Source organism: Pseudomonadota bacterium (genome assembly GCA_034189865.1).
Taxonomy (GTDB): Bacteria; Pseudomonadota; Gammaproteobacteria; order UBA5335; family UBA5335; genus JAXHTV01.
The window spans coordinates 1-21,166 of record JAXHTV010000010.1 but is presented as its reverse complement, the minus strand read 5'-3'; the positions used below and the strand labels follow the sequence as shown (position 1 = coordinate 21,166).

The 21,166-nt window shown below is 60.7% G+C and carries 16 protein-coding genes, 2 pseudogenes and 1 riboswitch; of the genes and pseudogenes, 8 read left to right on the top strand and 10 right to left on the bottom strand.

Features of this window, described 5'->3' with window-relative positions:
• Positions 1 to 18: 18 nt before the first annotated feature.
• Complete coding sequence (gene apbC, locus SVU69_06575; protein ID MDY6942665.1) at positions 19 to 1,110, bottom strand: iron-sulfur cluster carrier protein ApbC; 1,092 nt, start codon at positions 1,108 to 1,110, stop codon at positions 19 to 21.
• Positions 1,111 to 1,283: 173 nt separating this feature from the next.
• Between apbC and metG the strand changes: the two genes are divergently transcribed.
• From metG to nth, 8 genes and pseudogenes are all read left to right on the top strand, one after another.
• Positions 1,284 to 3,314 (top strand): methionine--tRNA ligase, encoded by a 2,031-nt coding sequence (gene metG / locus SVU69_06570; protein ID MDY6942664.1) that lies wholly within the window; start codon positions 1,284 to 1,286, stop codon positions 3,312 to 3,314.
• A 28-nt stretch (positions 3,315 to 3,342) separates the two neighbouring features.
• Entirely contained in the window at positions 3,343 to 3,924 is a 582-nt protein-coding gene (gene rsxA, locus SVU69_06565) for an electron transport complex subunit RsxA (protein ID MDY6942663.1), read from the top strand.
• Positions 3,925 to 3,938: 14 nt separating this feature from the next.
• Positions 3,939 to 4,493, top strand: coding sequence for an electron transport complex subunit RsxB (gene rsxB / locus SVU69_06560; GenBank protein MDY6942662.1), 555 nt, complete (start codon positions 3,939 to 3,941; stop codon positions 4,491 to 4,493).
• Positions 4,494 to 4,499: 6 nt separating this feature from the next.
• Positions 4,500 to 6,068, top strand: coding sequence for an electron transport complex subunit RsxC (rsxC, locus tag SVU69_06555; GenBank protein MDY6942661.1), 1,569 nt, complete (start codon positions 4,500 to 4,502; stop codon positions 6,066 to 6,068).
• Positions 6,068 to 7,096 (top strand): electron transport complex subunit RsxD, encoded by a 1,029-nt coding sequence (rsxD, locus tag SVU69_06550; protein MDY6942660.1) that lies wholly within the window; start codon positions 6,068 to 6,070, stop codon positions 7,094 to 7,096. The genes rsxC and rsxD overlap by 1 nt, the downstream gene beginning before the upstream one ends.
• A complete protein-coding gene (rsxG, locus tag SVU69_06545) occupies positions 7,080 to 7,742 on the top strand; it encodes an electron transport complex subunit RsxG (protein ID MDY6942659.1) in 663 nt (220 codons plus the stop codon). The genes rsxD and rsxG overlap by 17 nt, the downstream gene beginning before the upstream one ends.
• Positions 7,735 to 8,430 carry an electron transport complex subunit E gene (locus tag SVU69_06540; protein ID MDY6942658.1) on the top strand — a complete coding sequence of 232 codons (696 nt, stop codon included), beginning with the start codon at positions 7,735 to 7,737 and terminating at the stop codon, positions 8,428 to 8,430. The genes rsxG and SVU69_06540 overlap by 8 nt, the downstream gene beginning before the upstream one ends.
• A gap of 14 nt (positions 8,431 to 8,444) precedes the next feature.
• Positions 8,445 to 9,098, top strand: a pseudogene (nth, locus tag SVU69_06535) (endonuclease III).
• Between the two features lie 128 nt (positions 9,099 to 9,226).
• Here nth and atzF read toward each other — a convergent pair.
• From atzF to SVU69_06490, 9 genes and pseudogenes are all read right to left on the bottom strand, one after another.
• Positions 9,227 to 11,035, bottom strand: coding sequence for an allophanate hydrolase (gene atzF, locus SVU69_06530; GenBank protein MDY6942657.1), 1,809 nt, complete (start codon positions 11,033 to 11,035; stop codon positions 9,227 to 9,229).
• A 74-nt stretch (positions 11,036 to 11,109) separates the two neighbouring features.
• The gene (gene uca / locus SVU69_06525; GenBank protein MDY6942656.1) at positions 11,110 to 14,766 is read right to left on the bottom strand and encodes an urea carboxylase; all 3,657 of its coding nucleotides are present in this window, start codon (positions 14,764 to 14,766) and stop codon (positions 11,110 to 11,112) included.
• A gap of 101 nt (positions 14,767 to 14,867) precedes the next feature.
• The gene (locus tag SVU69_06520) at positions 14,868 to 15,506 is read right to left on the bottom strand and encodes an urea carboxylase-associated family protein (GenBank protein MDY6942655.1); all 639 of its coding nucleotides are present in this window, start codon (positions 15,504 to 15,506) and stop codon (positions 14,868 to 14,870) included.
• A 44-nt stretch (positions 15,507 to 15,550) separates the two neighbouring features.
• Positions 15,551 to 16,267, bottom strand: a complete 717-nt coding sequence (locus SVU69_06515; protein ID MDY6942654.1) for an urea carboxylase-associated family protein — start codon at positions 16,265 to 16,267, stop codon at positions 15,551 to 15,553.
• Positions 16,268 to 16,292: 25 nt separating this feature from the next.
• Positions 16,293 to 17,096, bottom strand: a complete 804-nt coding sequence (locus SVU69_06510) for an ABC transporter ATP-binding protein (GenBank protein ID MDY6942653.1) — start codon at positions 17,094 to 17,096, stop codon at positions 16,293 to 16,295.
• The gene (locus SVU69_06505; protein MDY6942652.1) at positions 17,093 to 17,932 is read right to left on the bottom strand and encodes an ABC transporter permease; all 840 of its coding nucleotides are present in this window, start codon (positions 17,930 to 17,932) and stop codon (positions 17,093 to 17,095) included. Before SVU69_06505 ends, SVU69_06510 begins: the two co-directional genes overlap by 4 nt.
• 76 nt (positions 17,933 to 18,008) lie before the next feature.
• On the bottom strand, positions 18,009 to 19,025 hold the full coding sequence (locus tag SVU69_06500) for a putative urea ABC transporter substrate-binding protein (protein MDY6942651.1): 1,017 nt from the start codon (positions 19,023 to 19,025) through the stop codon (positions 18,009 to 18,011).
• A 110-nt stretch (positions 19,026 to 19,135) separates the two neighbouring features.
• Positions 19,136 to 19,238, bottom strand: a riboswitch (guanidine-I (ykkC/yxkD leader).
• Positions 19,239 to 19,752: 514 nt separating this feature from the next.
• The gene (locus SVU69_06495) at positions 19,753 to 20,874 is read right to left on the bottom strand and encodes a hypothetical protein (GenBank protein MDY6942650.1); all 1,122 of its coding nucleotides are present in this window, start codon (positions 20,872 to 20,874) and stop codon (positions 19,753 to 19,755) included.
• A 58-nt stretch (positions 20,875 to 20,932) separates the two neighbouring features.
• A pseudogene (locus SVU69_06490) lies at positions 20,933 to 21,085 on the bottom strand (integrase core domain-containing protein).
• Positions 21,086 to 21,166: the final 81 nt, after the last annotated feature.

Genomic DNA, 21,166 nt, shown 5'->3' with positions numbered 1-21,166 from the left:
TCCTTAAAAGCTTGTGGGTCAATCGTCCAGAGTGACAATCTCGGGAAAAGCCGGTGCTTCACCGTGACTCAAGGTCGCCAACCGGGCCGTGGCACGGCGCGCCATCTCCCGGTAGGCCATCGCCAAGGGACTGTCGGGCTCCGCCTCGACGGTGGGCTGACCGCCGTCAGCTTGCTCCCGAATGCGGATATCCAGCGGCACCTCGCCGAGAAACGGCACTTCGTACTGTTCCGCCATACGGCGTCCGCCCGCTTGTCCGAAAATGTGCTCTTCATGGCCGCACTGACTGCAAATGTGGGTGCTCATATTTTCCACCACACCCAGCACGGGGATACCGACTTTCTCAAACATTTTTAGCGCCTTACGCGCATCCAACAAGGCGATATCCTGCGGCGTGGTCACCACCACGGCACCACTGACGGGGATTTGTTGCGCCAGCGTAAGCTGGATATCCCCCGTGCCCGGCGGCAAATCGATAATCAGATAGTCCACATCCTTCCACAGCGTATCGCGCAGCAGCTGAGTCAGCGCCTGAGTCACCATCGGTCCGCGCCAGACCATGGGCTGCTCTTCGTCGATGAGATAACCCACCGACATGCTCTGCAGCCCGTAGCGTTCCACCGGCGCAATACGCTTGCCGTCCTGGGAGGTGGGCCGCCCGACATAGCCCAGCATTTTCGGTTGACTGGGGCCGTAGATATCGGCGTCCAGCAGGGCGGCACGACCGCCGTCGCGGGTGATGGCCAGTGCCAAATTCACCGAGGTTGTGGATTTCCCCACCCCGCCCTTGCCCGAAGCGACGGCGATGATGTTTTTAATCTCGGGCAGCGGCAGCAACTGGCTTTGCACCGAGTGCGGCACGATCTCGATCGACGCCGTCACGTTGGGGCTGATGCCGCCACCAAGCCCCTGAATGAGTGCAGAGACTTGATGAGTGAGCGTTTCCAGATATTCCCCGGCGGGATATCCCACGACAAGCTCCACCTGGACGTGTCGGCCGTCCACGGCGATTCGGCGAACGATGCCGGCACTGACAATGTCCGAGTCGGTGTAACGATCGGCAACGCCGGTTAGCAGTGCTTCGATTTGCTCTGGTGTGATTTGGCTCATAACTCAACCGCCCCCGGGCGGGCCGGAGGTTCAGATGGACAGGCGGCAATGGCGATTCGAGGTCCTTGGCGGCGTCGGCACGCGGCGCGTGCGACCCGCGATAATGCCTGTGGCATACTAGCCCTTTTTTGCAGCTCCTGCGAGCCCAAACGGCAGACCAAAACCACGACCCCATGAGCCAAACACCACGACGGATACTCGTAACCAGTGCCCTGCCCTATGCCAATGGGCCGATCCACTTGGGCCACTTGGTGGAACACATCCAAACCGATATCTGGGTTCGGTTTCAACGGCTGCGGGGGCATGAATGCCTGCTCGTCTGCGCCGACGATGCCCACGGCACGCCCATCATGCTCAAGGCGGAAGCGGAGCAGACCACCCCGGAGGCATTGATTGAGCGGGTCGGCGCCGGGCACCGAGAGGATTTCGACCGGTTCGGTATCGGCTTCGACAATTACTACACCACCCACTCGCCCGAGAATCAGCACTTTGCCACGCTGATTTACGAACGGCTCAGGGATGCCGGCCATATCGAACAGCGGACGATCCGACAGGCCTTCGATCCGGTGAAAGAAATGTTCCTGCCGGACCGGTTCGTCAAAGGCGAATGCCCACGCTGCGGCGCGCCCGACCAATACGGCGACAGTTGCGAGGCCTGCGGCGCCACCTACACCCCGGCGGAGCTGAAAAACCCGGTCTCGGTGGTCTCCGGTGCCGCACCGACGGAAAAAGAATCGCTGCATTATTTCTTCCGCCTCGCGGACTTCACCGACATGCTGCACGAGTGGACGCGCAGCGGCCACCTGCAGGATGCCGTGATCCACAAGCTGGATGAGTGGTTCGAGGCCGGCCTGGCGGACTGGGACATCTCCCGCGATTCACCCTATTTCGGTTTTGAGATCCCCGACGCGCCCGGCAAGTATTTTTATGTGTGGCTCGATGCCCCCATTGGCTACATGGCCAGTTTTCAGGACCTGTGCAACCGGCGGGACGATCTTAAATTCGACGATTTCTGGGGCCCGGACGCCGCTACGGAGCTTTACCACTTTATCGGTAAAGACATCGTCTATTTCCACGCGCTGTTCTGGCCGGCCATGTTGCACGGCGCGGGTTTTCGCACCCCCACGGCGGTGTTCTCCCACGGCTTTCTCACCGTGGATGGCCAAAAGATGTCCAAATCGCGGGGCACCTTTATCAAGGCCAAAACGTTTGCCGATCACCTGGAGCCGGAGTATTTGCGGTATTACTTTGCCGCCAAGCTGACCAGTGGCGTGGACGATCTGGATTTGAACCTGGAAGACTTCACCCAACGGATCAATGCCGATCTGGTAGGCAAGCTGGTCAACATCGCCAGCCGTTGTGCGGGTTTTATCACCAAAGGCTTTGACGGCCGCCTCTCTGGCGAGCTGGCCGCACCGGCGCTCTTCGACACTTTTCGTGATGCCGCCGAGCCCGTTGCAGAGGCCTTTGACTCCCGGCAATACGGCAAAGCGATTAGAGAAATCATGGCGCTGGCCGATCGGGCCAATGAGTACATCGCCGAGGCCCAACCGTGGAAATTGGCCAAAGACCCCGAGCAACGCCCGCAGGTGCAGGCCATCTGCACCATGGGTCTGAATTTGTTCCGACTGCTGGTGCTCTACCTGAAACCGGTGGTGCCCACGTTGGCGGGCAATGCCGAAACGTTCCTGCAGATCCCGCCGCTCACCTGGCGCGATGCGCAAACGCCTTTGCTGGATCACCGCATCACACGCTACTCGCCATTGGCGACCCGGGTGGAGCCGGCCGCGATCGAGGCCTTGCTGGCGGCCACCCAGGAAGATCTGGCCAACGAAACCGCGCCGCCCAAAAAAGAACTTTCCGGAGGCCCCTTGATGCCCGAAATCGCTTATGACGACTTCGCCAAAATCGATCTTCGCATCGCCCGTATCGCCAAAGCCGAACACGTGGAAGGGGCCGACAAATTGCTGCGGTTGACGCTCGACCTCGGCGGCGAAACCCGGCAAGTGTTCGCGGGTATCAAATCCGCTTACGGGCCGGAGGCACTGGAAGGCCGACTGACCGTGATGGTGGCCAATCTGGCACCCCGCAAGATGCGCTTCGGCGTATCGGAGGGTATGGTGCTGGCGGCCGGTCCGGGCGGCGAAGATTTGTGGATTCTGTCACCCGACGAGGGCGCCGAGCCCGGCATGCGGGTGAAATGAGGCCGGCCCGAAAAAGGCTCGATTCGACATGACCGAGTACGCCCTGATCCTGATCGGAACGGTGCTGGTCAACAACTTCGTGTTGACCCAGTTCTTGGGTCTGTGTCCGTTTATGGGCGTTTCGCAGCGGATGGAAGCCGCCGGCGGCATGGCTGCGGCGACCACCTTCGTGCTCACCCTCTCGGCCGTGGCCAGTCACCTGCTGCATCGTTATGTGTTGGTGCCGCTGGACGCGGAACACCTGCGCACGTTGAGTTTCGTGCTGGTCATCGCGGTGACGGTCCAGTTCACTGAACTGATGATCCGCCGCATCAGCCCACTGCTGGATCAAATGCTGGGCATCTTCCTGCCCTTAATCACCACCAACTGCGCGGTCCTTGGCGTGGCGCTGCTTAACGTCAATGCCGCTCACACGCTGGTGGAATCGGCCTTCTACGGTTTCGGCGCCGCCCTCGGGTTTTCGCTGGTGCTGGTTTTGTTTGCCGCCATTCGAGAGCGGCTGGCCGGTGCGGATGTGCCGGAGCCATTCCAGGGACCGGGGATCGCGCTCGTCACCGCCGGCCTAATGTCCATTGCCTTTATGGGTTTTTCCGGCTTGGTCAACATCTGATCGGTCACGCCGCCATGTGGATTTCGGTGCTCATCATCACTCTACTCGCCGCGGTCGCCGGTCTCGCTCTGGGTTATGCCAACGCGCGCCTGCCCGCCGACGACGCCAGCCTGGCTCAGCAAATCGACCAGCTATTGCCCCAAACCCAATGCGGACAATGCGGTTTCGTCGGTTGCCGTCCTTATGCCCAGGCCATCGCCAATGGCCTCGTAGACATCAACCGGTGTCCGCCGGGCGGTGACGCCACGGTGAGTGCGTTGGCGCAGTTGCTGGGGCGCGAGAACAAACCGTTAGCGGATGATCTGGAACCGGCCACACCCGGATTGGTGGCGCTGATTGACGAGACCCAATGCATCGGCTGCGCCCGCTGCCTGCCACCGTGCCCGGTAGATGCCATCATCGGTGCGCCACAACAAATGCACACGGTGATCGCCGATCACTGCACGGGTTGCGGCTTGTGCCTGCCGGCCTGCCCGGTGGACTGCATTGACCTGATCCAAACGCCAAAAACGGACGCGTTCGCGTTAGGCTTAAGCCAGTCGATTCAACCGGCGGCAGTCCGAGGCTGAGCAAACATGGCGGTACGTATCCAACGCGCGGTTAGAGGTTTCCACGGCGGGCTGAGGCTGCCGGGGCACAAAGCCGCCGCCACCGAAACCGCCATCGCCGAACTCCCGGTACCCAAGCAGTTGATCATTCCCCTGCAGCAGCACGTGGGCAACCGCCCGGAGCTGTGCGTTCGCGTGGGCGAGCGTGTGCTCAAAGGCCAAATGATCGCCAAACCGGACCATGAATTCAGCGCCGCTGTGCATGCCAGCAGTTCCGGTATTGTCCGCGCCATCGAACCCCGGCCCATCCCCCACCCGCTGGGTGAGGACGACACCTGCGTGATTATCGATACCGACGGGCGGGATGAAGGCATGCCCCTGGCGGCGAGCCCGAATCACGAGCTATCGCCGGAGACCCTGCGCCAACTGGTGCTGGATGCCGGAATTGTAGGCCTGGGGGGTGCGGCCTTTCCCACGGCCAGCAAACTGGATCCACCCGACGAACTGCCCATCACGACCCTGATCGTCAACGGTGCGGAGTGCGAACCCTACATCAGCTGCGACGACATGTTGATGCGGGAGCAAGCCGATCAAGTGATCGGCGGAATCGAAATCCTGCTCAAGACCCTGGGCTGCGAGGCGTGTTTGATCGGCGTGGAGGAAGACAAACCCCTGGCCCAACAAGCCCTGGCCGAAGCACTGGAAGCGCACCCGGTCGAGGGCGTTCGCCTGTTTTCTCTGCCCCACGTCTACCCCATTGGCGGGGAGAATCAAATCATCGAAGTGCTGACGGGCAAGCAAGTGCCCAGCGGCGCCCTGCCCTGGCATCTGGGCGTGGTGTGCCTGAACGTGGGCACGGTTGCCGCCATCTATCGTGCCGCCGTGCGGGGCGAGCCGGTGATCTCCCGTGTGGTCACGGTGACCGGACAAGGCGTCACACGGCCGGCCAACGTCCGCGCCCGTATCGGGACACCCTTTGCCGACCTCGTTCAATTCTGCGGCGGCTATACCGACACGGCGGTTCGGCTGATTATGGGCGGCGCCATGATGGGCTTTGCCGTCGCCGACGATCGGGTACCTGTCGTCAAGGCCACCAACTGCGTTTTAGTTGCATCGCGGGAGGAAGCCCCCGCCACCGAACCGGCCCTGCCGTGCATCCGATGCGGTGACTGCGCGGCCGTTTGCCCGGCCCGCTTGCTGCCGCAACAACTCTACGCCGACATTCGCACCCAGCGGTGGGATGCCGTGGAACAAGACCACGTTGAGGACTGCATCGAGTGCGGCTGCTGTGATGTGGTCTGCCCCAGCCACATCCCGCTGGTGGACCATTTTCGCCAGGCGAAGGACACGCTTCACGAGCAAGCGCTCGAGCGCGCCCAGGCTGATCTGGCCCGCCAGCGATACGCCGCCCACACCGCGCGCCTGGCGGCCAGAGAACAGCGCGAGCTGGACGCGCTGGAGGCCAAAACCCAAGCCCTGAAACAAACCAAAACCAGCGCGTTGAGTTCCGAGGCTAAAAAAGCCGCTATTCTGGCGGCCGTTGAGCGCAAGCGGGCCAAACAGAACCCAACCGATCGACAGGAACCCGACGCCTGATGCGATTCGAAACCGCCGGTGCCCCCCATACCGGGCCGAGCAATACGGTCACCATGATGATGCTGCGAGTACTCGTGGCAACGATTCCCGGGGTTTTGGTCAGCGTGTTGTTTTTCGGCATGGGCGTGATCATCAACCTGATCATCGCCACCGCCGTGGCGGTGGGTGCCGAGGCGCTGATGCTCAAGTGGCGCAACCGGCCGATTCAGCCCACGCTGATGGACCTCAGCGCCGTGGTGACGGGCGTGTTGCTCGCCCTGGCCATGCCGCCGTTGGCACCCTGGTGGCTTTCGGCCATCGGCGCCGGCTTTGCCATCGTGTTCGCCAAGCACCTGTACGGTGGTTTGGGTTACAACCCGTTCAACCCCGCCATGGCGGGATACGCGGTGTTGTTGGTTTCCTTTCCGATCTACATGACGGCCTGGCCCAACAGCGAGGCGGACTTTGGCACGCTGAGCCAGCTCTGGTTCATCCTCACCGGTCAGCTCCCGGCCGACACCAGCCTGGATGCCGTCACCCAAGCCACCCCGCTCGATCACATCAAGACCCAAATGGCGCTGACCCACACCATCACCGAAATTCGCGAGTCCAGCCACGTGTTCAGTTGGCTGGGCGGTGAACGGTGGGAGTTGATCAACCTGGCATTTTTGCTGGGCGGGCTCTACCTACTGGTGCGCGGCGTGATCCGCTGGCAAATTCCGTTTGCCATGCTGGCCAGCATGGCCTTTGTCGCGTTGATCATGCATGGCTACGACTCGGATCTTTACGCCACACCGCAGTTTCACCTGTTTAGCGGTGCCACCATGTTGGGCGCGTTCTTTGTTGCGACGGACCCGGTTTCCGCCTGTACCACGCCGCGCGGTCGCCTGTTCTATGGCGCCGGTATCGGGGTTTTGGTTTACGCCATCCGCACCTTTGGCGGCTACCCGGATGGGGTGGCCTTTTCGGTGCTGCTCATGAACATGGCGGCCCCCACCATCGACCGCTACACCGCACCGCGGGTCTACGGCCATGGCGAGTCCGAATAAGCCGCTCAAGGGCGCCCTGGTGGGCGCCATTACCCTGGCACTGGTGGCCGGGGTGGGCGTGGGTTTGGTAACGGGTGTACGTTGGCTCACCGCCGAGCGCATTGCCCAAAACGACGAAACCGCAGTGATGGCGCGAATCAACGAGATGCTCCCGGCTGATGCCTACGACAACGATTTGTACCAGGACCGCGTGCAGATGCCGCCGGCCACCATCATCGGGCAGGATCACCCGTTTACCGTTTATCGGGCGTTTCGTGACGACGGACCGCCGGTAGCCATCCTTCCGGTGACCGCCAACGACGGATACCACGGCAAAATTCATCTGCTGGTGGCCATTCGGGGAGACGGGCACATTCAAGGCGTGCGGGTGACCCACCACCGGGAAACGCCAGGCCTGGGCGACCGGATTGAGATCGCCAAATCCAACTGGATTTTGGGATTCAACGGCCGCTCCCTGCAGGACCCCAAGTTCGAACGCTGGCGGGTGAAAAAAGACGACGGCGAGTTCGACCAGCTCACGGGCGCGACCATCACCCCGCGTGCGGTCATTCGCGCCGTGCGCGACGCATTGGTATATTTCGAGCGCCAGCGCAATACCTTGCTCGCACAAGCGCCCCCCGACGCGGGAGAAGAACGCAATGAATGACTACGCGGACATCGTCCGCAACGGCCTGTGGCAGAACAACCCCGGCTTGGTCCAGCTGTTGGGCTTGTGTCCTTTGCTGGCGGTCACCGGCACGCTGATTAACGGCCTGACCCTGGGTTTGGCGACACTGTTCGTGCTGACGGGATCTAACGTGGCCATTTCCGTCATCCGCCGGGCCATCCCCTCCGCGGTACGCATCCCCGTGTTTATCGTCATCATCGCCACCTTGGTAGGCGTGGTGGAATTGGTCATGCACGCCTACTTTTATGACCTGTGGGGCATTTTGGGCATTTTTGTGCCGCTGATCGTAACCAACTGCGTCATCATGGGCCGGGCCGAAGCCTTTGCCTCCCGCTGGAGCACCTCGCGCGCGGCGGTGGATGCGCTGGCCATGGGTGGCGGGTTTACCGCCGTGCTGCTGGTGCTGGGCGCCCTGCGGGAATTCATCGCCCAAGGCACCCTCCTGGCCGATGCCGATTTGCTCTTTGGCCCCATCGCCGCGGGCTGGACCGTGCAACTCACCCCGCCGGGCATGGGCGTGCTGTTGGCGGCTTTGCCGCCCGGCGCCTTCATCAGCCTGGGGTTGCTGGTCGCCCTAAAACACTGGATAGACAAGCAACTGGCCCAGCCCAGCACCGATGCCCAGCCCGCGATCCAAACCACGGACACACCCGCCAGCCCCTCATGAATGCAGAAAAACGACGGGAGATTTTCCGCCGCCTTCAGGAGATCAACCCCAACCCCACCACCGAACTGAACTACGCCACGCCCTTTGAGCTCCTGGTGGCAGTGCTGCTCTCCGCCCAAGCGACGGATGTCGGCGTGAACAAAGCCACGGCGAAATTATTCCCCGTCGCCAACACCCCGGCCAAAATACGGGCGCTGGGAGAGGACGGCTTAAAGTCCTACATCAAGACCATTGGCCTGTTTAACTCCAAGGCCAAAAATTTGATGGCGACCTGCCAGATTCTGTTGGAACAACACGGCGGCGAAGTGCCGCAAGACCGCGATGCCCTGGAAGCGCTGCCTGGCGTCGGCCGAAAAACCGCTAACGTGATCCTAAACACCGCCTTCGGCCAATCCACCATTGCGGTGGATACGCATATTTTTCGCGTCGCCAACCGCACCGGGCTGGCCAAGGGCAAAACACCCCGGCAGGTGGAAGACAAGCTCCTCAAAACCGTGCCCAAGGAATACCGCCGACACGCCCACCACTGGCTGATTCTGCACGGCCGCTACGTGTGCAAAGCCCGAAAACCCGACTGCGCCCACTGCGTGATCTACGACCTTTGCGAATACCGCGACAAAACCGCAGGCCCCACCCCGGCCGACCCAACAGCCGGAACCTCGGCTTAAGAATGGTCGATGTGACGCGGAAGCTTACGGTGGGTTTGATGCCTAACAACGTACTTCCGACATAAAAAGACCGCACACGCTGCTTAACAGATCATGCGAATGGCGGGGTTGATAAGGACAGGGAGAGATCAGAGACTGGCCAGCCAGGCGCGCCAACCCCCGAAAGCGCTGATATCCTCGGCGCCGGCGATGCCCGAGCCTTCACAAATAAAACCCGGCAACCAACGTCCACCTTCCACCTCGACCTTACCGATGCCCAATGGCGGGGGAATTTCCGCGACAAAAGACCCCAATTCGCTGAGTGGTATTTGCCAGATTTCCACCTCGATAGCGGTGCCGTGTTCGCTGTCCCGCACCATCGCCGGTCGCCGGGGTGGTCCACCGGCGAGGGCATACAGTTTGTATGCGGCGGCGCTGCGGGTTCGCTCTAGCAAACAGGCACCCCGTTCAAGCAATTGCCAGTTCAGCGGCAAACCTTCCAGGTGGGCGCCGCAAACCACCAAAGGCGTGGTGCCGCTCACCGCCGCTGTGGGCAGCTCATACTCAGCCTGAAAAGACCCATTGGCGCCGTTCCCCGGCGGAATTGCCAGGTGATGTTGCAGGGCACCCGCCACGGACAGCAAATATTTATCGCTCAAGGCCCGCTGAAACAAGGTGAGCCCAAAACCCACGCCACTGGGCAAAAAGCCCGTGGGCACCGCCACTGCCGCGAGATCCAGTAAATTCATAAAGTTGGTGTAATAACCCAGCCGGGCGTTCAGGGCGATGGGGTCGGCCTGGACTTGGTCAATGGTGTAGCAGGTCGCCGCGGTCGGCGTGACCAGCACGTCCACCTGCTCAAGCAGGGATGCCGCCCGTTGGCGAAAGCCCTGCAAGGTATATTGCGCGGCGAAGGTTTGCGTTGCGCTGAAGTGCGCGGCGGGCTCAATAATTTGCCGAATCACCGGCAGCAGGGATTGGGGTTGTTGCTCCAATATGTCCTGCACCGCCAGGTAGCGCTCGGCCACCCAGGGGCCTTCGTAGAGCAGCCGCGCGGCGTTAAAAAATGGCGAGAAATCCATTTCCACCGCCTCACCGCCGATCGCCGCCAGCGCGTCGCAGGCCTGAGTAAACGCCTCAGCCGAGGCCTCGTCACCGAAGAACTCCAGCTGCTCGGGCAGGGGCCGACCATAAGTGAACGCGCTTGGTGAGGGGCTAAAATACCGGGGGCCATTTCCATAAGGGTTGCGCCGCGACCAGGGATCCTCGGGATCGAAGCGGGCAGCCACGTCGAAAACCCGGTTGGCATCCTCGCAACGGTTGGCAAATACCGTAACGCAATCCAGGCTCGCACAGGCGGGCACCACCCCTCGCGTGCTGAGCAAACCGCGGCTGGGTTTGAGGCCGATGAGATTATTAAAAGCCGCGGGAACCCGCCCGGAACCGGCGGTATCCGTACCCAGCGCAAAACTCACCTGCCCAAGGGCCACCACAACGGCGGAGCCGGCGCTGGAACCACCCGAGACATAATCCGGGTTCAGGCTGTTGCGGCATGCCCCGTAGGGTGAACGGGTGCCCACCAGCCCGGTGGCGAATTGATCCAGGTTGGTTTTGCCCAGCGGCACCGCGCCGGCATCGATCAGCGCCTGAACCACCGGAGCGGATGCCTCGGGTGTATAGGCAAAGGCCGGGCACGCTGCGGTGGTCGGCACGCCGGCCAGATCGATATTGTCCTTGATCGCGAAGGGCACACCGTATAGCGGCAGATCATCGGCATTTTTTTGTTCCAGCAACTGCAAATATCCATCAAGGGCCGCTTCGTCGATGAGCTGTATCCAGGCCCGATGCTGATCTGCCTGAAGTCTTTTTAGTGCGGGCGCCAGAACATCCCTGGGGCGAACTTCGCCGCTGCGGTAGGCGCGCAACAGCGCGCCGATTGATGAAATGGTGAAAGACATTAAGCGCCTCCAGTTTTTAATTCACACTCGCTGGCACGGCTACAAATAACGCGCCCGATAAGCTTTGCCAGCGCTTACTCCAGAATCATCAACAACTGGCCGGCCTCAACGGCCTGCCCTTCGCTGCGCAGAATCCGCAGCACGGTCCCGTCCGCCGGTGCGCTTAATTCGATTTCCGTTTTCATGGATTCAAGCACCGCCAGCGCCTGCCCCCGGCTTACCCGATCCCCCGGGGCCACCTTAAGTCGCCAGATATTTCCGGCCACAGGACTATCCACGGCGGTTGCCCCCGGCGGCAACTCGGCTTGCTCCTCGGGGGCTTCCGTCGGCGCCTGGGCGGAATCAAAGTTCAATTGGCCGTTGGCAATCCAGCGGGCCAGCTCTGCGTTGAAGGCGTGCTGCCGCTGCTCGGTAAATGCGGCAATCCCCGCACTGTTTTGCTCAAGAAAAGCCTGATAATCCCCCAGACAAAAAGAGTCCTCCTCAATGCGCAGCGGATAGGCCCCGATGGGGAACTCTTCCCGGATTTGCGCGAGTTCTTCCTCACCGACTTCATAAAACCGAATGCGATCAAAAAACCGCAGCAACCAGGGCCGCTCAAACGCAGCGGTGCTTTGAAAACGGTTCCACATCTGCAAGGTGCGCCCGATTAACTGATAGCCCCCCGGTCCCTCCATGCCGTAGACACAGAGATAGGAACCCCCGATACCCACGGAGTTTTCCGCCGTCCAGGTGCGCGCCGGGTTGTATTTGGTGGTGACCAAACGGTGGCGCGGGTCGAGTGGTGTCGCCACCGGGGCACCGAGGTAAACATCGCCCAGGCCCATCACCACATAGGTGGCGTCGAATACCATGCGTTTGACCGCATCGACGCTTTCCAAGCCGTTGATACGGCGAATGAATTCAATGTTATCCGGGCACCAGGGCGCATCCCCGCGCACCGAATGGGTATAGCGTTCAACCGCTTGCTGACACACCGGATCATTCCAGCTCAATGGCAGGTGGACCGTGCGCGAAGGAATGGTCAGTGCATCCACATCGCCCAGGTCCTGTTCGGCATCGCGCAGTATCGAGAGCAATTTTTCCAGGGACACACGCAGCGGGTCGTAGCGGACTTGCAGCGAACGAACGCCCGGCGTCAGCTCCAGCACGCCGGCAATTGCTCGCTGCTCCAGCCATAGCATCAGGGCGTGGACCCGAAAACGCAGGCGGATATCCAGCACCAGTGGCCCATATTCCACTAACACATAGCGATCGCCGGTGGGCCGATAGACCACCGCCGGCGCCTGGCTTTGGGTGTTGTCGACCGGGTCGAGCTGCTGCAATACCGGCGTGGTGGTGACGACCCGGTCAATGGGCAAGGTTTCCGGCCTTGATTGCCTCGGGGTCAAGGTGTTGATTTCGTCTTCCATCGCCTGGGACAGGCGCACCGCCTCGGCGATGCTGACCGGGACAAATCGCAGCGTGTCGCCGGCTTTGAGCTGGCCCAGCTTCCACAGATCGGCGGAGATCACCGTCGCCGGACACACAAAGCCACCCAGCGAGGGGCCATCCGGCCCGAGAATAACGGGCATATCCCCGGTGTAATCCACCGATCCCGGCGCATAGGCGTTGTCATGGATATTCGAGGGATGCATACCGGCTTCGCCGCCATCACTTCTCGCCCACTGGGGTTTCGGCCCAATCAGGCGGATGCCCGTGCGGCTGGAGTTAAAGTGCACCCGCCACTCGGCCTCGAAAAATGTGCGGATATCCGCTTCGGTGAAAAAATCGGGCGCAGCGTGCGGGCCAGGGACAACATGCAATTGCCACTGCTGGTTGAAGCTGGAGATCAGCGCTTCCGGCAGACGCGCGCCGATAGGGCCTGGCGCGCCGGCAGTTTCGGCACTGGTATTGAGATGCAACACATCGCCCACCCGCAAGGCACGCCCGCCGTGCCCGCCGAAACGACCTAAGGTAAAGGTGGATCGAGAACCCAGATAAGGTTGACAGGCGATGCCACCGGCAATGGCCAGGTAGGCGCGCGCGCCAGCCTGCGCCTTGCCAATCTCCAGCACCTGCCCGGCGCGCACGGCGACCACAGTGTTGGCCGGGCAATCCTCTCCGTCGAGTGTCGCGGGCATCGGCGCGCCGCTGAGCACAATGGCGGAGGCCACGTTGAAACGTAAGCTGGGCCCCTGCAAGGTCAGCTCCAGGCCCGCGGCGTCTTCATCGTTGTCCAACAAGCGGTTGGCGAGGCGAAAAGCGCGGCCGTCGAAAGCGCCGGAGGGCGGCACACCGACATGCCAATAGCCCTGTCGTCCGGGAAAATCCTGGACGCTGGTTTGGGTGCCCGCGACCAACACGTCAATGGTGGCCACCGAAACCGAAAAGCGGTTCAGAAAGGCGGTGCCGATGCCCCCCTGGCGAAAAGCCTCACTGGCCAGGATGCCGCGCAGATACGCTTTGTTGGTTTCAACCCCTTCGATTGCGGTACTTTCCAGGGCCTGGTCCAGCGCCCGCAACGCACCGGCGCGGTCGCCCGCGTGGGCGATGACCATGGCCAGCATCGGATCGTACAGGGGCGAAACCTCCTGACCGGCACTGATCCAGTGGTCCACCCGCAACGCGCCGGGGCCGTCATCGCCTACCGGATTCAGCGGTTCGGGAAAGCTGACATGGGTCAGCAGGCCGGCGCTGGGCTGAAAGTCCTTATTGGGGTCTTCCGCGTAAATACGCGCCTGAATGGAACAGCCCCGGGGCTGGGGTCGAGGCAGGTCGTCGACACGGGTGATACGGCCGGCGGCCAGCTCGACCATCCACGCCACCAGATCGATGCCGTAAACCTGCTCGGTGACGCCATGCTCCACCTGCAGCCGGGTGTTGACTTCGAGGAACCAGAACCCTTCGCTGTCGGCGTCATAGATGAACTCCACGGTGCCGGCGCCGCGATAGCCCACCGCCGCCATCAGGCGCTCGGCCGTGCGATGTAGCTCAGCTCTAACCGGTTCACGCAAACCAGGCGCCGGGGTCTCCTCAAGCACTTTTTGATGACGCCGTTGTGCCGAGCAATCCCGCTCGCCGAAGCTGCGCACACCGCCGCGCCCATCGCCAAATACTTGCACCTCGACGTGCCGGGCGTGGACGATGTACTTCTCCAGGTACACCCCATCGTGGGCAAAATTATTGGCGCCCAGGCGCTTGACCCGATCAAAGGCCTCGGCCAGCGTCTTGGCATCGGCACACACCTGCATGCCGATGCCGCCACCACCCGCCGTGCTCTTGAGTATGACCGGGTAGCCAATCTGCTCTGCTTCGCGCAGCGCCTGTGCCGCGTCGGCCAGCAGGCCGGTGCCCGGCAACAAAGGCACGCGATTCTCCTCGGCCAAACGCCGAGCCGTGTGCTTCATGCCGAAGGCTTCGATCTGTTCAGCCTCGGGGCCGATGAAAGTCAGGCCCCTGCGTTCACAGGCGCGCACAAAATCCGCGTTCTCACTGAGAAAACCGTAGCCGGGATGAATCGCCTCGGCGCCGCTTTTTTCGGCAATTTCGAAGAGCTTTTGCTGATTCAGGTACGTTTCGGTGGCATTTCCAGCCCCCAGCGACCAGGCTTCGTCGGCGAGCCGCCGGTGCATGGAATGGCGGTCCGCATGGGCGTAGACCGCCACTGAAGTAATACCCAGGGATTTAAGCGTGCGGCAGATTCTCACCGCGATGGCGCCGCGATTGGCAATCAGCACCTTGCGAAACATCAGTCGTCCTGTAGCGGGTCGTCCCGCGGATCAACTACACGTGCCGGGCCGTCCCGGACGCTTGTTTATTGGGCCCCAAGCGAATCGTCACCGGTGAATCGTCAATGCCACACCAAGACCTCGATCGGGGTGGGGTTATAACCATTACAGGGGTTGTTCAACTGCGGGCAATTGGAGATCAGCACCAGCACGTCCATTTTCGCGACCAATTCGACATACTTTCCCGGCGCTGAAATCCCATCTTCGAAGGTCAGCCCACCGGCCTCGGTGACCGGCACGTTCATAAAAAAGTTGATGTTGTGGGTGATGTCGCGCTTGCCGATGCCGTATTCCGGATGCTCAGACACGGCCAGCATCCAGCTGTCGCGACAGGCATGCATGCCGCGTTTGTCCAGCGCATAACGCACCGTGTTGCTCTCGCTGGCACAGGCGCCACCCAGAGTATCGTGACGACCGCAGGTGTCGGCGCTGATTTCCAGCAGCACATTGCCTCGTGTCGACATCAGGCGGGAACCGGCTGACAGGTAAATGTTGCCCTGTTCGCGAATGGTATCCACCGCACTGTAGCGCTCGGCCGGATCGGCCGCGCTGTAAAACAGGGTGTCAGCGGCCTGGTTGCCCTCACAGTCCACAATGCGCAGGGTGTCACCGGCAGCAATCGGCTGAAACCAGTAGTCGCCGGCCCGAACCTTCACACTCAGCGCGGCATCGGCCGCCGATAAATGACTTTCTTTAATCATCAGCTCATCCCTATCACAGCCCGTTTCATTCACCCGCAGGGTTGCTACCCGAGCCCCAGGTGATACAGGCGATTATTTTCAAAGCCCCTTTTGTTTTCCTCACAGTGATTCAAACAGAGGTCATCGGGCAGTACCGGCGGCGCCTCGGAAATTTCACAGTGGACAGGCTTGCGTGGATAGGCACCCGCCGCGTTCAAGGGGTGTGGACAGCTGTGCATGATCACCAGGGTGTCCATTTCGAATCGCAAGGTCAGCCGCGCACCGGCTGCAGCGGCCGAGTCCAGGGACAGGTGACCGGCCGCATCGGTGACGACGCGGCTGAACAGGTTAAGATTCGCCGCCATGTCCCGCTCCCCCAGTCCGTATTTGGCCAGCTCCACCAAAAACGCATCCTGACCATTCTGCCGCCAGTCGTTGCGATCGGCCTGGTAATCCCGCGCCCCCCACTGGCGGGTAACCTGCTCGTCGGAGCTGTTGCCGCAGACGGTTTCGTGCCAGCCAAGACTGTCTTCGACGATCGAGCAAAAGATGCGCCCCATATCCGAATACAGACAATGCCCTGCGGTTAATTTAAACGTGTGCTGGCACTTGAGGGTGTCGGGCGCGTTGTAGCGCTCCAGCAGATTTTCCGGGTTATAAAACAGCATCCCCACGTTCGCGCCGCCTTCAAGGTCGGTCAGCGTCAACTGCAGACCCCGACGCAGGCGAAACGACCAGTGGGTGGCCGGCGCTAAGGTGTATTCGTAAAGGCTTTGACTCATGAGTTTCTCATTCTCCGCTCGACGCTCAACGCCCTATCTGCTGATCCATCGCCGCGCCCCCATCTGGTTTGTCCTCACCGGCCACATCGACGGGTGGTAGTGCATCCGGCTTTCGCCCGGCTGGCAGGTCGTAGGTGATTCGCGCGCCATAGGCTTGCGGCGCGTGGGGATCCTGCCGCACCTTGTCGAACACCCAGAGCCGGGTGCCCAGGTAAAACCCTTCTTTCAGATCGTGGGTGACCATAAAGATGGTGAGCTGATGCTGGCGCCACAGCGATAAGACCAGTTGATGCATGTCGGCCCGAATACCGGGATCCAGCGCGCCGAAGGGCTCATCCAGCAACAGAATGCGTGGCTTGTTGATCAGCGACTGAGCCAGGGCCAGGCGTTGCTGCATACCGCCGGACAGCTCGTGGGGATATTTTTCCGCCGCCGGCGCCAGGCCCACCGCGTCCAGTAGCTCGCGGGCTTCCCCTTCGAGTTGCTGGCGCCGCCGACCCCACAGGCGTGCCAGAAAAGGGCTTAACTGAAACTCGCGGGCCACCACTACGTTTTGCAGGGCGGTCAGGTGGGGAAACACCGAATAACGCTGAAAGACAATGCCCCGCTGACTGTCCGGTTCCGCCGGCAGGGGCTGGCCATCGAGCAACAGCTCGCCACGCGATGGCGCTTCGGTTCCCAGCAACATGTTAAGAAAGGTGGTTTTGCCGCAGCCGGAAGCCCCCACGAGGGTAATGAACTCCCCCGCTTCCACCCGGGCATTCAGCCTTTCCAACACCACTTGATCGCCATAGCGCTTCCACACCTGACGCAGTTCGATCAGACTCATGTCGCAGCCGCCGCCCGTTGCCCGGTCTGGCTGTGGTACCAGGGCCACAAACGCCGACTGACCCGGCGCAGCAGCCAGTCCAGCACAAACGCCAACAGGGCAATCCACACCACATAGGGCAAAATGGTGTCCATCGCCAGATAGCGCCGCACCAGAAATATGCGATAGCCCAGACCTTCGGTGGCGGCAATGGCTTCGGCGGCAATGAGAAACAACCAGGCCGGCCCCAGCGCCAAACGCACACTATCCAGCAGGCGCGGCATGGTTTGCGGCAGGACAACGCGAACGATGATCTGCCAGCTGTTGGCGCCCAGTGTTTGCGCTTTTATTAATTGTTCGCGAGGAATTTCCAACACCCGTTGCTGCAGATCGCGAATCAGCACCGGCGTAATCCCGATCACGATCAGCACCACTTTGGACAGCTCACCAAGACCGAAAATAATAAACAGCACCGGCAAAATCGCCATCGGCGGAATCAACGAAACCGCCGTGACAATGGGCGAAAAATTGGCATGGGCCAGCGGCAGGGCGCCATTGACGACGCCAAACAGCAAGCCAATCAGCGCGCCCACCGCAACCCCCACGGCCAAACGCTTCAAACTGGCGGCGGTATCGGCCCACAGCAGGTAATCGCCACTGCGTTTGCTCGGCTCGAAAGCCAGACGCTCCACGGTGCTGACAATGGTTGCGGGCGCTGGCAGCAGCTTGTCGTTGGGGTTGGCCTGCAAGCGCTGCTCCGAGCCCCACATATACAGACCGATAAGCAGTACAAAAGGAAGCGCGCCCAATAAGACGCGCAGTATCCGGCCGGGGTGACGGTTAATGAGCTTGGTCATATTCGCGCGATCCAGGCAAACCCACGGTAGTGCTGACTAATCAGGGCTTCCACAATCCTGAATCAATCACCCTCGGCTAAAGCTTACCTTCCGCCGCCATGGACATATATTCAGGCGTGAAACGTAATTTAACGTTACCGCTGTCGCCCAGAATACCCGCGGGCGTCTCGATACCCACAAACCCGGCATCGGCAGCCCCTTCGCCAAGCAGGCCATGATCAAAGGAGAAATCGGCGACATAGCCCATGGTCGTTTTCAGATCGGTACTGGCAACGAAATCCACCGCCTGGGCGGCTTGATAGAACATCCGGGTGGACGCGAGTTGGGCGTCGTATCCCGCCAGATCAGTGCCGGAAGCCTGACCCATGGCTGTGCGCGCCGCCTTGCCCTTCTCAGTGTCGGCACTCATGACCGCCATGATTTCGTACCAGGCGCCCACCAGCGCCTTGCCGAATTTGGGATTGGCTTTGAGGGTATCGGTATTCACCACCATCAGGTCAATAATTTCACCGGGGATATTCGAGGAATCAAACACCTTTTGGCTCGAAGGCATGGCGACGATCTCGGAAAGCAAGGGATTCCAGGTTACGACCGCCGTCACGTCATCGGTGGTATAGGCCGACACCATATCGGCATCCGAGGTGTTTACCACGGTCACATCCTTCTCGGACAGACCGACCGACTCCAGCCCCCGCGCCAGCAGGTAATGGGACACTGACAGCTCCACGAGATTGACGTTTTGGCCTTTGACATCAGCCAGCCCCGTTTTACCCTTGAGCACCAGGCCGTCATTACCATTGGAAAAATCACCGACGATCAACGCCGTAGAATCCACGCCGCCGGCTGCGGGAATGGTCAGGGCATCCATGTTGGTCATGGTGCAGCCATCGTATTTGCCAGCCGTATACTGGTTTATGGATTCGATGTAGTCGTTAATCTGCACCACTTCGATTTCGATGCCGTATTTGTCGGCCCATTTTTTAACGATGCCGGACTGGGCGCCGTAGTCCCAAGGCATCCAGCCAACATAAATTGACCAGCAGACGCTGAATTTATTTTTCTCCCCGGCAAAGGATGGCGTCGCCGCAAACAACGTAAGCGCCAGAAAGGCAGCGAAAAAAGATAACAGGCTTAAGCGTTTCACAGGATTCTCCGATGGCTAACGGGTGCATGGAGGAGACCGGCGCATTGAACGCCGAACAAACCTCCCGGGCTTTTATCCCGCCGTGTAACCTTCTGGAGAAGGTCGTCAGCTCTCGGACCAGACGCCGGTATCGCTCCGGCCGGAACCCTAGCTGACTATTGTTGTTTCGATTGTCGAGTATGCGACGACGTTTCCGTCACCGGCTTCCTCCGCAACACAAGGAAGGCAAGGGCCATGCCACATGGCATTCAAAACCGAAGCACCCCAAGAAACAGGCCTTGGCAGCACCCTTATCTCCGCAAAATGGCCAAGCGGCCATGCCAGCCCCCTGCTTAGTGATGCACCTTATTGCCGCAAATGCGCTGGCCTTGTGCACCAATAACAAGCGCTGACTGACCATTCTGCCAACCTGCCCCTATTATCCGCAGACGCTGCTTCAGCGAGTTCTTCAGAGGTTTCCGAGCAGCACCTTATAGGTGTTTCTCTCCAGGATTTGTCACCAAAATAGGTCTTTGTCGATATAGACGATAGGAGGTGCATCCTGGCCGGGCCTCCACTTGGCTCAATTATGACAACAGGATCCATCACACAAATCAGCTCGGCCAAGAACTTGAGCATCTTAAGGGTCTTGGCAGGGGTCGCTCCATTCGATCATCATCATGAGCCCAGTCCGCTATTATGGTGTCTTGGTGCCTGCCCCTTTCTTTCCTGAAAAGTGTTCCTTGATTCGCTTGGAGGCCTTCTCCCAGTACTTTTCCTTGGTTTCAGCATAGACCTCTTCCTCGGAAGACACCCCGCCTGCCATTCGCGACATCGCCCGCCTGATGATCAAGATCAAAAGGAACTGCGCATAGCTTCTCGCCTTCTCCGTGTCGCCTGGACCCAACGGCCCCGCTTCGGTCAGGCTCTGTAGGTGCGCGTTTAGCTCTGCCTCGAACACCGGCCACTGTTGCTCGAACCATGTCTTGTACGACTGATAATGCATGCACTCATGATAGAACGTGCTCCCCTCCACCCACCACAGCATGTCCTGTGGATTCGTGTTTCCGTACTTGAGCAGGTGCTTGGCGACGTGTTCCCAGTGGCCCTTTCCGCTCGGGTCCGGCGGCTTGCGGACACCCAGCGCTTGGTTGTCAACGACGTTGTTTCGCCGTTCATCGGCCTCTGCGAATTTCGGATAGGCCTCCTCGACCGGCTCAGCCACGTCGATCTGCGCAAATGCCTTAATCGAGTCGACAATCCACGTCTTTCGCTCTGCATCATACTTAACCGTTACCAATGGCGGTTTCTTCATGATCCCCTCTGAGATTCCGCCATGATATGTGCTGGATCCGCCGCCATAGAGAGCGCCCGACGAAAACTTGTTCACGTTCATATCCCACTCCACGTCCGGGTGGCCCGGCGACGTATCGGCCCTCGTATCTGTGCATTCACCCGTTTGCTTTCCACCGACACCTTCCATTGGTGGTCCCTCCCGGTCGGTGTATGTTTGGTGAACAGACCGCGTGGTGTCACTTTCGGACGGCTGCCTCAGCGAGTCGCGTAGTGAAAACAGCTGTTGCATGTGTTCTGAAAGAGCGGGTTCCTCCCCGTGGTCTCCTATCGAGGGGGGATTCGGGCCACGCATGCCAGAGTGCATAGCCACCTGCTGTCGCGCCGGCACGATCGGGCCAGCCAGGATCCGGCGAATCTCCGAGCGTTGCGTCCAGCGCTGCTTGATGTCCGCCTCGGTTATTCGCAAGCGGCCCGGACCAACGCGCGAAACCGTATCTTTACCCTTGTGAAGACCTTTTTTCATCTCGTGAGCTCCCCCGCTAAGGTAATCCCCCCATTTTTAGCGGCACCCACAAGTAGAGTCAGGCCACCATGGCCAAATTTTGTTTTGGGGTAATGCCTCCGACGGCCGTGTTTGGCCGCTCGTTGTTATACGTCCGCAGCCATCGCGTAGCAAATTCCTGTACGTGCCCAATGGATTCAAACAGGTACTGGTTGAGCCATCATGGACGCATCCATCCCGCCGTACTTGGCCCGCCACTGGTAGAACGTCGCACCGCTCATGCCGTGCTCGCGACACAGCTCGGGGACCGGAA

Bases quoted from the DNA above. Each gene is read 5' to 3' on its own strand.
- SVU69_06520 (MDY6942655.1), bottom strand. From the start codon at position 15,506: ATGATTAAAGAAAGTCATTTATCGGCGGCCGATGCCGCGCTGAGTGTG.
- apbC (MDY6942665.1), bottom strand. From the start codon at position 1,110: ATGAGCCAAATCACACCAGAGCAAATCGAAGCACTGCTAACCGGCGTT.
- metG (MDY6942664.1), top strand. From the start codon at position 1,284: ATGAGCCAAACACCACGACGGATACTCGTAACCAGTGCCCTGCCCTAT.
- atzF (MDY6942657.1), bottom strand. From the start codon at position 11,035: ATGTCTTTCACCATTTCATCAATCGGCGCGCTGTTGCGCGCCTACCGC.
- rsxB (MDY6942662.1), top strand. From the start codon at position 3,939: ATGTGGATTTCGGTGCTCATCATCACTCTACTCGCCGCGGTCGCCGGT.
- SVU69_06510 (MDY6942653.1), bottom strand. From the start codon at position 17,096: ATGAGTCTGATCGAACTGCGTCAGGTGTGGAAGCGCTATGGCGATCAA.
- SVU69_06505 (MDY6942652.1), bottom strand. From the start codon at position 17,932: ATGACCAAGCTCATTAACCGTCACCCCGGCCGGATACTGCGCGTCTTA.
- rsxC (MDY6942661.1), top strand. From the start codon at position 4,500: ATGGCGGTACGTATCCAACGCGCGGTTAGAGGTTTCCACGGCGGGCTG.
- SVU69_06515 (MDY6942654.1), bottom strand. From the start codon at position 16,267: ATGAGTCAAAGCCTTTACGAATACACCTTAGCGCCGGCCACCCACTGG.
- rsxD (MDY6942660.1), top strand. From the start codon at position 6,068: ATGCGATTCGAAACCGCCGGTGCCCCCCATACCGGGCCGAGCAATACG.
- uca (MDY6942656.1), bottom strand. From the start codon at position 14,766: ATGTTTCGCAAGGTGCTGATTGCCAATCGCGGCGCCATCGCGGTGAGA.
- rsxG (MDY6942659.1), top strand. From the start codon at position 7,080: ATGGCGAGTCCGAATAAGCCGCTCAAGGGCGCCCTGGTGGGCGCCATT.
- rsxA (MDY6942663.1), top strand. From the start codon at position 3,343: ATGACCGAGTACGCCCTGATCCTGATCGGAACGGTGCTGGTCAACAAC.
- SVU69_06495 (MDY6942650.1), bottom strand. From the start codon at position 20,874: ATGAAAAAAGGTCTTCACAAGGGTAAAGATACGGTTTCGCGCGTTGGT.
- SVU69_06540 (MDY6942658.1), top strand. From the start codon at position 7,735: ATGAATGACTACGCGGACATCGTCCGCAACGGCCTGTGGCAGAACAAC.